General features: G+C 66.8%; 13 protein-coding genes and 1 pseudogene. 6 read left to right on the top strand and 8 right to left on the bottom strand.

Annotation, left to right across the window (positions count from 1 at the left end):
• The first annotated feature begins 334 nt into the window (after positions 1-334).
• On the top strand, positions 335-694 hold the full coding sequence (locus M1M07_RS23435; RefSeq protein WP_197252891.1) for a multidrug efflux SMR transporter: 360 nt from the start codon (positions 335-337) through the stop codon (positions 692-694).
• On the top strand, positions 691-1,017 hold the full coding sequence (locus M1M07_RS23430; protein WP_197252890.1) for a multidrug efflux SMR transporter: 327 nt from the start codon (positions 691-693) through the stop codon (positions 1,015-1,017). Before M1M07_RS23435 ends, M1M07_RS23430 begins: the two co-directional genes overlap by 4 nt.
• Positions 1,018-1,122: 105 nt before the next feature.
• Here M1M07_RS23430 and M1M07_RS23425 read toward each other — a convergent pair whose 3' ends face one another.
• Positions 1,123-1,542, bottom strand: a complete 420-nt coding sequence (locus tag M1M07_RS23425) for a hypothetical protein (RefSeq protein ID WP_197252889.1) — start codon at positions 1,540-1,542, stop codon at positions 1,123-1,125.
• 268 nt (positions 1,543-1,810) lie between these two features.
• Here M1M07_RS23425 and M1M07_RS33080 point away from each other — a divergent pair, with 268 nt between their 5' ends.
• Complete coding sequence (locus M1M07_RS33080) at positions 1,811-4,948, top strand: ATP-binding protein (RefSeq protein WP_248675686.1); 3,138 nt, start codon at positions 1,811-1,813, stop codon at positions 4,946-4,948.
• Between the two features lie 104 nt (positions 4,949-5,052).
• Here the strand turns inward: M1M07_RS33080 and M1M07_RS23415 are convergent, their stop codons facing one another.
• Entirely contained in the window at positions 5,053-5,823 is a 771-nt protein-coding gene (locus M1M07_RS23415; RefSeq protein WP_197252887.1) for a hypothetical protein, read from the bottom strand.
• A gap of 212 nt (positions 5,824-6,035) precedes the next feature.
• Between M1M07_RS23415 and M1M07_RS23410 the strand changes: the two are divergent.
• Together M1M07_RS23410 and M1M07_RS23405 are read left to right on the top strand one after the other, a co-directional pair.
• Positions 6,036-6,494: pseudogene (locus tag M1M07_RS23410) on the top strand (dihydrofolate reductase family protein); the annotation flags it as partial.
• 132 nt (positions 6,495-6,626) lie between these two features.
• Positions 6,627-7,025, top strand: a complete 399-nt coding sequence (locus M1M07_RS23405; protein WP_197252915.1) for a PPOX class F420-dependent oxidoreductase — start codon at positions 6,627-6,629, stop codon at positions 7,023-7,025.
• On the opposite strand, the gene M1M07_RS23400 is transcribed toward M1M07_RS23405, so the two are convergent.
• Both M1M07_RS23400 and M1M07_RS23395 read right to left on the bottom strand, forming a co-directional pair.
• Positions 7,026-7,724 (bottom strand): SIMPL domain-containing protein, encoded by a 699-nt coding sequence (locus M1M07_RS23400; protein ID WP_197252886.1) that lies wholly within the window; start codon positions 7,722-7,724, stop codon positions 7,026-7,028.
• A 47-nt stretch (positions 7,725-7,771) separates the two neighbouring features.
• Positions 7,772-8,329, bottom strand: coding sequence for a TetR/AcrR family transcriptional regulator (locus M1M07_RS23395; protein ID WP_197252885.1), 558 nt, complete (start codon positions 8,327-8,329; stop codon positions 7,772-7,774).
• A 121-nt stretch (positions 8,330-8,450) separates the two neighbouring features.
• Here M1M07_RS23395 and M1M07_RS23390 point away from each other — a divergent pair, with 121 nt between their 5' ends.
• On the top strand, positions 8,451-9,626 hold the full coding sequence (locus M1M07_RS23390; protein WP_248675685.1) for an oxygenase MpaB family protein: 1,176 nt from the start codon (positions 8,451-8,453) through the stop codon (positions 9,624-9,626).
• Between the two features lie 100 nt (positions 9,627-9,726).
• On the opposite strand, the gene M1M07_RS33075 is transcribed toward M1M07_RS23390, so the two are convergent.
• The 4 genes from M1M07_RS33075 to M1M07_RS23370 form a co-directional block, all read right to left on the bottom strand.
• The gene (locus M1M07_RS33075; protein WP_248675684.1) at positions 9,727-11,349 is read right to left on the bottom strand and encodes a CHAT domain-containing protein; all 1,623 of its coding nucleotides are present in this window, start codon (positions 11,347-11,349) and stop codon (positions 9,727-9,729) included.
• 61 nt (positions 11,350-11,410) lie between these two features.
• Positions 11,411-12,100, bottom strand: coding sequence for a matrixin family metalloprotease (locus M1M07_RS23380; protein ID WP_229581879.1), 690 nt, complete (start codon positions 12,098-12,100; stop codon positions 11,411-11,413).
• A 58-nt stretch (positions 12,101-12,158) separates the two neighbouring features.
• Positions 12,159-12,503, bottom strand: coding sequence for a DUF1036 domain-containing protein (locus M1M07_RS23375; protein WP_197252883.1), 345 nt, complete (start codon positions 12,501-12,503; stop codon positions 12,159-12,161).
• Between the two features lie 6 nt (positions 12,504-12,509).
• Positions 12,510-12,737, bottom strand: a complete 228-nt coding sequence (locus M1M07_RS23370; RefSeq protein ID WP_197252882.1) for a hypothetical protein — start codon at positions 12,735-12,737, stop codon at positions 12,510-12,512.
• Between the last annotated feature and the right edge of the window lie 73 nt (positions 12,738-12,810).

Genomic DNA, 12,810 nt, shown 5'->3' with positions numbered 1-12,810 from the left:
GCCACCCTCTGTCTGGCTCGGCGTCGCGTCGATGTTCTCTATGCCCTCATCCGCGACAACCGCACCTGGCAACCGAGCTTGCCGGGTACCGCTGTTGCGGCTTGACAGGATCATTGAGAGTCCTTTCGGTGGGGGAGCGCACGGGGCTGTTGTGTGCGTCACATCGAATTGCGTACCAGCATGGGCTCACAGATACGCAATGTCAAGAAAAAGCGTGAAATAGACTGCGCATTGCGTAAAGTTGCAGGTATCCGATGGTGGGAATGCGTCGCCGCGACGCGACGCGACCGCGCGGACCCGCGGGATCCGAGAGGAGGGCGGTAGGTTGGCCGGCATGAAATGGTGGTCGCTCGGCGGGGCGATAGCGTGCGAGGTCACCGCCACCCTCTCGCTGCGTGCTGCCACCGACGATCCCGTCTGGTACGTGCTCGTCGTGGCCGGCTACTGCGCGTCCTTCGCGTTCCTCGCCCGCGCGTTGCGGTTGATGCCCGTGGGTGTCGCCTACGGAATCTGGGGCGCCGCCGGCATCCTGCTGACCGCGGTTGCCGCGACCGTCCTCTTCGGCGATCCGATGACCCCGCTGATGGCGCTGGGCATGGCGCTGGTGATCGCGGGAGTGGTCATCGTCGAACTGGGCTCGCATCCCAGAATCGACCCGGTGGACGAACGTGACGACGAGGTCGCGGCACGGTGACCTGGCTGATTCTCGCTGCGGCGATCGTTGTCGAAGTGGCAGGCACGATCTGCCTCAAGTTGTCCGACGGTATGGCCCGCACCCGCTGGGTCCTGGCGACCGTCTCCTGCTACGTCGTCGCATTCGGGCTCGTCGCACTGGTGCTGGCGCGCGACGTTCCCGTCGGCGTCGTGTACGGCATCTGGGTCGCCTGCGGGGTCGCGCTCACCGCAGTTCTCGGGAGGCTTCTGTTCCGGGACCCTCTCACTTTCCGGATGGTCATCGGCATTGCGCTGATCATGGCGGGAGTTGTTGCGATCGAGGTCGGTTCGCACTCCGCGTGAGGGTTACCGCAGCCGCCGACGAGAAAGACAGCAGCGCGGTGCCGGCATCGCGCTGCTGTCTTTCTCGACTGCGGGTCTTGCAGGGCGCGGCGGTGACCCCGATAGTCACGACGATGCGCGCACCGAGCGGGACATCCGCGGCCGTCCGGCCTTGAGCAGCCCCGCCGCGACCACGATCTGGCCGACCATAGGCGACGTCGGCAGCGCGAGCAGTTCCCAGCCGGTCGACGCGTAGCCCAGCGCCCACACGACGATGGCGGCGGCCAGCGCCACGGTCGCGACCTGCCCGAGTGTCATGAGGTTCGCGGCCCAGTTGCGTGCGCGCTGTTTCACGAGAGACACCGATCCAGCGATCACTCCGGCGACCGCGCACGGTAACCCGATCAGGGTCGGGAGTCCCAGCACGAGTCCGGTATACGGGCCGACATCGACAACCCCGGAGAAGACGAGCTGCGGTACGGCGATCACCCACATCGGCACGGTGCACAACACCGAGACGACCGACACGGCCCAGAGTGTTCTCATCGCACCAACCTAGCCGAAAGATGCCCTACTGCACGGGATGACGACCGCGAGTAGGCGGCGAGGTTCGGAGCGTTTCCAGAGCCGCAAATGAGAAAGACAGCAGCGCGACCGGCATCGCGCTGCTGTCTTTCTCGATTGCGGCTACCGGGGCGAGGGCACTGCCACACTCTCCCGCGGCGCTTCGGATGAGAGTGTGTGCAATTGTGTTCGCTGGGCGGACGTTCTCGCGCACCGGAACGAACCGCGGGGGGAATCGACAGGGGGAGCAGTGACCGGGGAGTACCGTCGGCAGGCCGACGTCATCGAGTTCTGGCGTGCCGTGGAGTTGTTCAGTCCACAGCAGGTTCCGAAGGTCGACAGGTTCGACAGTCTGGAACCGGTCGAAGAGGTGGCCGCCGAAATCCCACTGCCGTGGATGTTCTGCCGTCAACTGCGCCAGCCGTTGCGCCGGAAAGGCAACGAGCGACAGTACATCGTCTACCTCGGTGTCTATCGAATCGACGAGGTGTGGACGGCCGTCGACGGGATCCTCGATCCGGGTGCCGAGAACTACGACCCCCGGCCGGCCGGGGAATGTGCGCTTGCTGCGATCGTCCTGGACAAGGAGGGTTGCTACATCCCGGAGTCCGAGGTGTTGTCCGGCCTTGCGTGGGCGGCAGGTCGCACCCGCAACCCCGGACCCGGGTCACCGTCGTGGTTGCGCGGATTCCGCGAGGCGCAGGAACAATTGACAGAATTGCTCGACGACGGGCAAGAGGTCGACGTGCAACGAGGCGGCCGGCGCCCTCTGAGCGTCGGGATGCTCACCGACCTGCGGAATCGCATCGCGACCTTGACCGGGCTGGAGGGCATGGTCGACTGCGCCGAGATCAGAGTGCGCTCGGTGCAGGTCAACCAGTCCGACGGCATCGACGGCACCGACTTCCTGAACAGCTTCATCGCCGATGATCTCGATCGGGTGGCGGAACAGGTCGCTCACGGTGACATCGGTACCGGGCTCGCGCAGTACCTCACCGACGACACCGGGCTCGACGTGGCCGCCCGGGTCGACCTGAGCGCCGTCCCCGAAGCATCGCTGGCGGCCTGCCGCCCCGCCGCGACCCCGCCCGGCCGCTGGCCGAGCAGACCCGAGCATCCCCTCGCTCTCGGCCAGCAGTTCGCTGTGAACACCATCATGGACGAGTTGCACAGCGGCGCCGGAATTTTCGCGGTCAACGGTCCTCCGGGCACCGGAAAGTCCACGCTGCTGCGCGATCTCGTTGCGGCGATCGTCGTCGAACGCGCAGACCGGCTCGCGGGCCTCGCGAACCCGGCCGAGGCGTTCGCGGCCACCCCGCACCGCTGGAAGACCGGCGACTATACGCGGATCGTGCAGCGGTGGACCGGGCCGTTCCATGGATTCGAGATGGTGGTGGCGTCGTCCAACAACGGGGCGGTCGAGAACATCAGCTTCGAGATGCCCGCCGCGGACGCAATCGACGGCGAACGATTCGAGATCGACTATTTCACCGACATCGCGACGGCGTTGCTGAACGTCGACGCCGCCGGCGATGCCGAACCGGCCCGGGCGTGGGCGCTGACCGCTGCCCGGCTCGGTCGCAAGAGCTACCGGTCCCGATTCACCAGCACCCTGTGGTTCGACGGAAAGGCCACGGGGCGGGATGCTCCTGCCAGACGAGGTATCCAGTCGATTCTCAAGAAACTCGAATCCACGGGACCGGAACGTCCCTGGCGAGAGGCGGTTGCCGCATATCGTGCCCGGCGTGACGCGGTCGCGACGATGCTCGGCGAACGTCAGCGGGCCTATGAGCAACTGCGCGAGCGCACGAATCGACGCAGCGAACTGGGGGCGATCGAAGACCAGCTGGCGGCGCACGCTATTACGGTTCGCAGTGCCGTCGAGGCCGAGCACGTACGGCGTGGCACCGTCGAACGAACGCAGCAGGCGAAGACCACGGTCGAAGCGGAACTCGCCGCGCACGATGCGACGCGAGTCCCGTGGTGGCGCATCGGCCGGCAGGCCCGCGAGGAACGACGGCGATGGCAGGCCCATCGCGACCAACTCGCCGAGGCCCTCGCCCGCTGGGACGAGAGTTACCGGCAGGCCTTTGCCGCCCATCAAGAAGCGACGCACGCGCTCGTCGCCCTGCAGGGCACGCAGGACGAACTCACCCACCGGTATCGCGGCACGCGCGCGCGTCTCGCAGAACTCGACTGCGCGCTCGACGCGGCGCGGCAGCGGTGGGGTGCATCGGTCCCCGGTGAGGACAGCGACACCACCCCGGCGAGGGAACTGGCCGCGCCGTGGTCGGACGAGGAGGTCACCGAGGCGCGATCACGTGTGTTCCTGGCCGCCCTCGACCTGCACCGGGAATTCCTCGCCCACGTGCCCACTCAGATGCGGCAGAGCCTGCACGGGGCGACCGACGTCGTTTCCGGAAGCGCACCCCGGGATCTGGATCCGGCCGCCGTTGCCGACGCGTGGCGCGCGTTGTTCTTCGTCGTCCCCCTCGTTTCGACGACCTTCGCGTCCTTCGACCGGGTGTTCCGCGGACTCGGACGGGAAGCGCTCGGCTGGTTGCTCATCGACGAGGCCGGCCAGTCCACGCCGCAGAACCCGGTGGGCGCTATCTGGCGGTCTCGCCGTACGGTCGTCGTCGGCGACCCGATTCAGCTCGAACCCGTTGTCACACTGCCGTTCCGGGCTCAGCAGGCGGTACGCCGCGAGTTCGGCGTGGACGAGCGGTGGCTGCCGGCGCGGTCGTCGGCGCAGTCGATCGCCGATCGCCTCAACCGATGGGGAACGACCCTGCCCGGCGACGAGGGGCCGATCTGGGTGGGTGCACCGCTGCGGGTGCACCGGCGTTGCGACGAGCCGATGTTCTCGATCGTCAACACCATCGCCTACGGCGGCACGATGCTGCACGGCAGGGATCCGCGCCCGCGCGGGCCGCTGCCGTCGTCGCGGTGGATCGACATCACCGGACCCTCCAGCGGTCATTTCATTCGGGCGGAGTACGACCGACTCGTCGAACTCCTCGACGACCTGGCCCGGAAGGGGCAGGACATGGGTGAGGTGATCGTATTGAGCCCGTTCCGGGACGTCGCGCGACGGCTCACGGCGTTGCCCGCGCGGTTCGGCGGACTCACCGCCGGGACGGTGCACACCGCGCAGGGCAGGGAAGCCGATGTGGTCTTCCTCGTGTTGGGCGGCGATCCGGCGAGCGACGGTGCGAAACGCTGGGCCTCGTCGAAACCGAATCTGGCGAACGTCGCGGTCAGTCGGGCGAAGAAGCGCCTGTATGTGATCGGGGACCGCGCGGCGTGGTCGCGGCATCCGCGCTTCGATGTGCTCGCCCGGGAACTGGCTCGCCACGTCGAGCAGTCGGCCCACCCCGATGGATAGGGACGCGTTACCAGAGCCGCAGACGAGAAAGACAGCAGCGCGGTGCATGCATCGCGCTGCTGTCTTTCTGGTCGGTGGATATCGGGGGTGAGTGTTACCGGGGGTCAGAACAGCCGCGGGGTCGCGTGCGATCCGTCTCGTGCCTCGGTGATGCGGGCGTGCCAGCGGTCGACGAGCCACATCTCGACCAGTTCGGGCCGGGTGGTCATGAGCGAGGCCCACGTGGTGAGCAGATCGACGTACCGGTGGTAGCGGCGCAGCGTGAAGTCGGCGACGGACGGATCCTCGAGCCATCCTTCGTGGACCAGCGTCGACACCCCGTGCTGGTCCAGCAGCTGCGCGGGCCCGGCGTCCGTCTGGACCCCGACCGCCCACAGGTACGTCGCCAAGAGTGGAACGCCGATCCCGGGGGTGTCCGGCCACCCCGACCAGGTCTGCCGGGACGCCTCGGGCAGTTTCTTCGTCTTCGCGCAGTAGTCGAGGACCCCCTTGATCTTCGCGAACCTGTCCCGGTTCTTCGGGGCGCGTGCGTCGCGGACGTCGGGGAAGCGGCGGGCGCCGCGTCGTCGTGGATGCGCACTGCGCCAGGCCGCGCACAGGAACAGCAGGCCCAGTCCCTCGTGGTCGGCGTCGATCAACTCGCTGCCCAGCCGAAGGTCGTTCCGCGGGACGATCGCATCGCCCTCGGTGACGACACGTCCGTCGAGGTTGCGGCCGCGAAGTCGGATCTCGTGGCCGGCGCGTTCGAGGTGGCTGTTCCACCACTCCAGGTCGACGGTGACGCCCTCGTCGAGTACCTGCAGGTCGAACGAGCGCGCCCGGCACCACTCCGAACATGCTTTCGGGGGCTCGAATCCCTCGTCGTAGGGGTGCATTCTGTCGAGATTGCCACGACGGACCGCAAAAACCGGGGCGGGACACGCGCAGGACCGATTAACCACGGTTACGAGTAAGGGCCTCGGCAATTCGGTTCTAGTGCCATGTAAGTGTGTCCGCGCTACGGTTGAAAGTGGCAGTCTCGAGAATCACTGTTCGACCCAGCGGTGAACGTACGCCCGCGTCGTCGCGTGCGGAGGTTCGAAACACCATGGCCACTTACACATTCGACGTTTTCGTCAGTCTCGACGGGTTCGGTACCGCGGTGGATTGGCCCGGGTACTGGGGGAAGGAGGGTCCCGAACTGGTGGCGAGTCGTGCCGAGGCGTTCGGATCCGATCGGATCCTCGTGCTCGGCGCCAACACCTACCGGGACTTCTATCGGATCGTCCGGTCCGGGGACGATCCCACCTTCGATCTGATCAACCGGGCCCGGAAGATCGTTCTCTCGAAGACACTCGAACCGCCTTTGAAGTGGGAGAACACGACACTGATCGCCGAGGACGCGCTCACCGCGATCCCTCGGTTGAAGGCCGAATCCGACCTGCCGCTGTGGTCGCACGGGAGCCTGTCGATGAACCGCGCGCTCATGGCGGCCGGGCTCGTCGACCGACTCGTGATCACGATCTTCCCGGCGATCACCGGCACCAGCGGCCGGAATCCGGTGTTCGTGCCCGGTGCCGAGTTCGACCTCGAACTGCTCGAATCCCACACGTTCGACGGCCGCGTCCAGCAATTGGTCTACGCACCGACCGTCCACAAAAGCCCGCATCCCAATTCCTCGAAAGCAGGTGACAGCAGCATGCCCGGAAACGAATCACCGGCCCTGGAACGGTTCGCCGGAGAGAAGGTCGTGCAACTCCAGACCCGCAAACGCGACGGCACCTGGGTCGATACGCCCGTCAACCTGGTCGTCGACCACGGCCACGCCTACTTCCGTACCCCCGGCAAAGCGTCGAAGAACAAGCGGCTGCGCAACTTCCCGGAGGTACGGATCCGTCCGTGCACGTGGTCGGGAAAGCCGACGGGTCCGCCCGCCAAAGCGACGGCACACCTGTTGTCCGGCGAGGAATCCCGGGCCGCCGGTGAGCTGATCGACAAGAAGTTCCCGCTGGTGCAACACGTCGGGGTGCACCTTGCGCACCGCGTGATGCGCACGTCGACATTGCACTATGAACTGACCGACGTCACCGATCTGTAGCTACGACGCCTCGAATCTCGCCTCCACGTCCGCGGTGATGCCGATGCGATCGGGTTCGAGGGCGAACGTGGGACCGCTCTCCGCGGAGGCGGGTGCCATCTCCGCGCGCATCGCCGACCGCAGCACGGGTCCACCACCCGGGTACGGGGTCGGGGGCGTCGGCAGCCCGAGCATGCCCGGATCGGCGATCGCGACCGCGCGGAAAGTGTTGTATCCCAAGCTCTTCGTGTAGCCCTTCGCTTTATCGAGGGCGTTCTGCACCGCGAGGTCGCGGACTTCGGCGAGCTTCCTCTGCCGCGACTTGCGGGTGATCCACCAGCGCAGGTCGGACACCGTGACGGCCTCGATCCCCGAGACCCGGTCCACGAACGCAGCGACCGCGTCGAATTCGTGGAACGTGACCGTGATCGACGCCGACGACGTGTACCGCCACGGGAGGGTCTTGCCCTCGTTGTTGTACGGGCGATACCGGGTGTGCCGCACCTGGTCGAACGTCCAGCGCTTCACGGGACTGTCGGGACGCTCACGCAGCTCGGTGACGAGACCGGTCACAGTGGCGATCGCCACCGCGACCGGGTCGGCGGCCTGCTCCCGCGTCGCACCGTCCGCGTGTACCTGCAGGGCGACCGTGCATCGGTTCGGGGCGTACTCGCGTTCGGCGTGACCGGCGACCGTGATCGTGACGGGGAGATCGTTCATGCCCGCGAGTGTGCCAGCACGACACGACCTTTGCCGGTATTCGCAGCTCAGGCGTCCTCGACGGCGGCGAGCAGCATGCGGGTGGCGACCGCGACGAGCCTGTCCCGGTCGGACTTCGGCGGACGCAGCAGTGCGATCCGCGAGCACAGGCTGGCGGTCGCGCCCATGATGATGAAGACCAGGTCGTCGAGTGCGGCGTCGTCGAGATCCGGGCGCAGGCGGGCCGGGATGATCCGCCCCAGCGGTCGCAGCGGTCCTTCGACCTCGGCCCAGGCCAGCCCGAACTCGCTCTCACCGGACGTGTACGACACACGCAGCACGGCCGCGTGTTTCTCGAACGCCGCGGTGAGGCTTTCGACGACGGTGACCATCGCGACCGCGGGCTCCTGATCCATCGCCCGGCCGATCGCGGTCGAGAGCGTGGTGGTGATGTCGTGGACCGCCGACATCCGCAGTTCCTCGACGATCGCGTCGATGTCCGGGAAGTAGCGATAGACGGTGCCGATGCTGACGTGGGCGTGCTCGGCGAGGGCGGTCGTGGTGGGACGCGCCGACGGGCCCTTCGCGAGCAGCTCGTGTGTAGACGTGAGCAGATGCTTGCGCATTTCGCGGCTGCGCTGCTGAGTCGGCGACTTCCGTATGCTTCTACCTGGGGTGTTTCGGTGCTGACGGGAGCTCACAGAAAGTGAATAGTAAGTGAGGATTCCTCGTGTTTCCATGAGATGCATGGAGCGACGGATTCCTCGGGACCTTGCCAACGCAGACATCGCGGTGCGTCGCTACGGGGACCTCGGACACCGGTGGCTGGACGGAATGTGGCAGGCCGATCCGCTGGCCGATGCCGTGGTCGCCGACGACTTCGGGGCCCTGTCGGCGACGGAAGCTGTGCGGGCCGCCCTCGAAGGCGGAATCGACTCGGTCGCCGACGCCCCCGAATCGCTGCGTCTGCTGTTCAAATTCCTCGACGACGAACCCGCCTGGGTCGACCACGACCGTCTCGACAACGCCGCCGACGCGCTGGTCCGGCACACCCCGATCCTCGGCATGGTGCTCGGCGCCGCCTCGCTGGTGCGCGGTGCCGGCAACGAGATCGCCGGTAAGCCATTGGCTTTGACCGGTCGGTACGTCAGCCAACCGGCGGTGCGGTCCGTCGAGGTCGGGGAGTGGTTGCGGCATGTGCTGACCCGCGGTGGAATGCGCCGTGATGCAGCCGGTTTCGCGTTCACCGTGCGAGTCCGGCTGATCCACGCGCACGTGCGTCGCGGCATCCTCGCGAGCGGACGCTGGGACGAGGAGGCGTGGGGAGTGCCGATTCCGCAGTCCTACATGGCGCTGACGATGGCGGAGTTCGGGCACATCGCCGTCGAAGCGATGGAGATGCTCGGGGTGCGGTTCACCGACGAGGAGCGCGACGACATCTACCACCTGTGGCGCTACGTCGGCCACGTCATCGGGATGAGCGACGAGCTGAACCTGTGCAAGGAAGCCGACCACATCCTCGTCGAGGAGCTGTACCGGCTGACCTCGCCCGGCCCGGGCGACGACGACCGGGAGTTCGTCGTCGCGCTCACCGACGACTACCTCGTCCCGGAACTGGCGAACCTGCTGCCGGGCAACGAGCGCATCAAGCGGGCCGTGTCGCGGACGTTGATGTACGGCCTGCAGCGCGTGTTCATCGGTGACGCCGACGCCGACGCCCTCCACATCTCGGACGGGCCGATCAAGCACGTGCTGCGCCACGTCGGCCCTGTCCTCGCTCTCGTCAACCGCATCCAGGACCGTCGCCACCCGGACCGCGAGCGGGTGACGCTCCGCGCCTACAAGGGTCGCGATGCCGCGATCGAGCGGATGCGGGTCGACTACGGCGTCGAACACGACCTGGTCGACGCGGCGCCGCGCTGACCCAGCCCTACTTCTTGCCGCCGTCGAAGCGGCGCCGATCCCTCGGTGTGCCGTTGTGGCGGTTGGAGCCGCCACAACGACACACCGGCGGCGGAGCCGCCTAAGGGATCCACTTCACCCGCAGCAGCGGATGACCGAAGTAGATGTAGGCGAGGGAGGTCGCTGCGGGGTTCGTCTCCACTGACAGGCACCGGGATTCACGCAGGAATTCGGCAGGCGATCGCACATCGGTGAACAGGGCGGGGTAGAACGCCGCCGCGAGTTCACGGGCCGCGGTGTCGTTCACCTTCCACAACGGTGCGACCACCGCTTCGGCGCCGATGTTCAACAGTGCGAACGCCATACCCGCATAGATGCCGAACACCTCGCGGCCCTGTGCGAGCTGGCAGGCATTGAGGAACGCCAGCCGAATCGGGCTCGACTCGACTCCTTCGACGGACACCGGGCTCAGATAGTTGCCGTCGACGAGGTAGATACCGTCGCGCATGCCGGTCGGGTCGAAGTTGCCGTGCACCGCGAGATGCAGCGCGTCTGCCCTCGGGGTGCCGTCGAGGCAGCGCAGGATGTCCCTCATCCGTGCGTCGACGGGCTGCGCCGCATAGTGCGCACGCAGGTGGGCGGCCTCCCGCGCAGCCTCCTCGAGATTCTCACCGCCGGAGTACTCCCCGAAGACGACGGCCATCGAATCCAGTTCGAGGCGGGGAGCGGGAGCGGGGCTCCGGCCGTTCGCCAGGTACGGCCAGCGGCCGATGACGGTCTGCGCACCGAGGAGGGGCGGGTCGTCGTGGCACCACGGGATGCGGGCCAGCTCCCACGGGATGTACGGGTCGGCGGACGCGAGCAGCACACTCGGCGGACCCTCCACCGCGTCGGCCGTGGCCTTCAATGCCTGCCATACCGGATCGGGAATCGCGTCGGCGATACGCCGGCCGACGCCGCGCAGGTAGTAGGGCAGATCGTCGAGGGTCGTGCGGTCCTCGACGCCGTTCAGTAGTTGCCGCACGGTGGTCGCGACCGTCACAGGAAGATCCGCGGCGACGAAACTGCCGTCACCGACCGTCGGATGCGGAGACCGGAAATACCAGAACAGGCGCTGCCCGCCGACGTCGTTGCCGGGCGTGACCACCAGTTCCAGATCGGGCCGCGTGTCCGGATCGGTCGGCAGCACCCAATCGACGCCGGCTCGCTCGGGCTCGGCGGGGACGGCACCGTCGCCGACCACCACCGACCTAGTGGCGATCCCGATCGTGCGACCCTCGATCGCGTACACGGCAAGGATGCTGCGGGCCGGCGTCAGGGCGACGTCGTCGATCGCACGCAACCGGATCACGTCGTACGGATAGGGATCGTCGGGATTCACGGCGATGGTGCGGACAAGCGAGGCGCCACCCAGCACCTCGAAGCCGTCGGCCGAAACCGTCACCGTCAAAGTGAATTCCGTGTCCGGAACCGAGAGAGGTTGGGGACTCGTGACGCCGCGTCCGGGTGACTCCGCGAGACCCACATCCAGCTCGAAGACACCACCCGGGGCGACTCGATCGGGCGCGTCGAGCCGCGCGTAAGCCGTGCGGGTGCCGGTCGACGGTTCGGCTGCCGGGGCGGATTCGAGGATTCGATCCTCCGGAAATGTCTCGGCCACTGTCGCATCCGGTGCCGCTTCGGTTTCGTCGAGGTCGGTATCGCGGTGGACCAGGGCAAGGAGGCGGGCGAGGACTTTCGCCACCGCCCGCACGGTACGTGCCAGGAGGCCGGTCACGGAACGACCGGCCTCCCGAGTCCGATGCTCACCACGGGTAGGCATCACGGATGAACTCCTTGTCCGTATCGGACAGTTCGGAATTGAGATCCGCGGAGAATCCGTCGGTGGTCCACCGGGCCGGAATCGGATACATCATGATCGAGTCCGGATCGGTGGGCGTGGCCGAAACCGACCGCGGGTCATACCGTTTGAAGATGTTGTGCTCGATCGTCGCGGGATCCCAATTGTTGGGCGGACCCGACAGGTCGGCGATGACGGCCCGGCGGTTCCACGCGATCGGACGGTTCGGGTTCTGATGCTCGTGGATGAGCCCGAGCGCATGCCCGAACTCGTGGAGGACGACGCGGCGCAGCTCGTCGTCGGACGACGAGGAAGTGAGCCACCCGTAGTTCATCGTGCGTTCCGCCGGAGGGATCTGCCGGCACTGGGTGCCCAGGTACGACCAGGATCCGTCGCCCTGTTCGAAGCCGATCCGGATGTCCGCCGGACCCGAATCCACAAAGCGGAAAGAGAGATTCGCCATCTTCTCCCCGGTCCATTCCTCTGCGACGTTGCGTACCCGTCGCCGCAGGTCCGGATCGCCCTCGAGGAATCGGACGGTGACCCGATCTCCGACGCCCCATTTCGATTCCTTCAGCAGCGCGGCCCGGGTCTTCTCGGTGGCCTGTGGCGGCAACACCAGTGAACAGAAATGTCGGGCATTGTTTTCGGTCATGGCATTTCCTCGATGGGTTTTCCGGCGGGACGGACGATCCCCCCGGTTCGGGTAGGGGTCAGGGGTTCAGGTTGACGATCGTGTTCTTTCCTCCGGTGTCGATCTGCCGTGTTCCTACGCGACCGATCGCGGCCGTGGATCCGATGTTGATGCACGAATCGAAACTGTTCCGGTAGACGTACATCGGACCGAAGTTCCCGACCCACCGGGCGCCGTCGCCGGCCTCGGCGTAGTAGTACATGAATCGGTTGGTGGTGTTGAGTACATGCGCCATCTGTCCGGGTGCGATGTTCCACCAGCCGCGCGTCCCCCAATTACCGTGATTGCCACAGGTTCCGGGGCTGTAGAACATCACCGCCACCGATACCGTGGCGGGATAGTTGTTGCGAAAGCGGATTTCCATCGTCGATCACCCTTCAGGTGTGTACTGGCGGATCAGGTCGGCGACGGATGCCGTGGGGATGTCACCTTCGCTGCACGGCTCGAGCGCGTGCGCGCCCTCCTCGGACGGGACGTCGGCGACGCCGGGCGAGTCGTCGAATCCGACACTCTGGTCGATTTCCGTTCCGGCGAACACGGGGGCGCCGAAATCGGCGGTGGGTTCCGGTTCGCGAGAAGAGCTTCGGGAATCCGTCATGGTTCCTCCTCGTGGGGATGGTGCGGATTCTCAGTCTGTGCCGGTGCAGTAGCGACGGTCACGAGTAGCGCGC

The organism is Rhodococcus sp. HM1 (genome assembly GCF_023218075.1).
In the GTDB taxonomy this organism is placed as follows: Bacteria; Actinomycetota; Actinomycetes; order Mycobacteriales; family Mycobacteriaceae; genus Rhodococcus.
This window is presented reverse-complemented; position numbering and strand designations above follow the sequence as displayed.

Coding starts and splice junctions, on each gene's coding strand:
- M1M07_RS23375 (WP_197252883.1), bottom strand. CDS start 12,503: ATGGAAATCCGCTTTCGCAACAACTATCCCGCCACGGTATCGGTGGCG.
- M1M07_RS23400 (WP_197252886.1), bottom strand. CDS start 7,724: ATGAACGATCTCCCCGTCACGATCACGGTCGCCGGTCACGCCGAACGC.
- M1M07_RS23395 (WP_197252885.1), bottom strand. CDS start 8,329: ATGCGCAAGCATCTGCTCACGTCTACACACGAGCTGCTCGCGAAGGGC.
- M1M07_RS23370 (WP_197252882.1), bottom strand. CDS start 12,737: ATGACGGATTCCCGAAGCTCTTCTCGCGAACCGGAACCCACCGCCGAT.
- M1M07_RS23435 (WP_197252891.1), top strand. CDS start 335: ATGAAATGGTGGTCGCTCGGCGGGGCGATAGCGTGCGAGGTCACCGCC.
- M1M07_RS23415 (WP_197252887.1), bottom strand. CDS start 5,823: ATGCACCCCTACGACGAGGGATTCGAGCCCCCGAAAGCATGTTCGGAG.
- M1M07_RS23390 (WP_248675685.1), top strand. CDS start 8,451: ATGGAGCGACGGATTCCTCGGGACCTTGCCAACGCAGACATCGCGGTG.
- M1M07_RS23380 (WP_229581879.1), bottom strand. CDS start 12,100: ATGACCGAAAACAATGCCCGACATTTCTGTTCACTGGTGTTGCCGCCA.
- M1M07_RS23405 (WP_197252915.1), top strand. CDS start 6,627: ATGCCCGGAAACGAATCACCGGCCCTGGAACGGTTCGCCGGAGAGAAG.
- M1M07_RS23425 (WP_197252889.1), bottom strand. CDS start 1,542: ATGAGAACACTCTGGGCCGTGTCGGTCGTCTCGGTGTTGTGCACCGTG.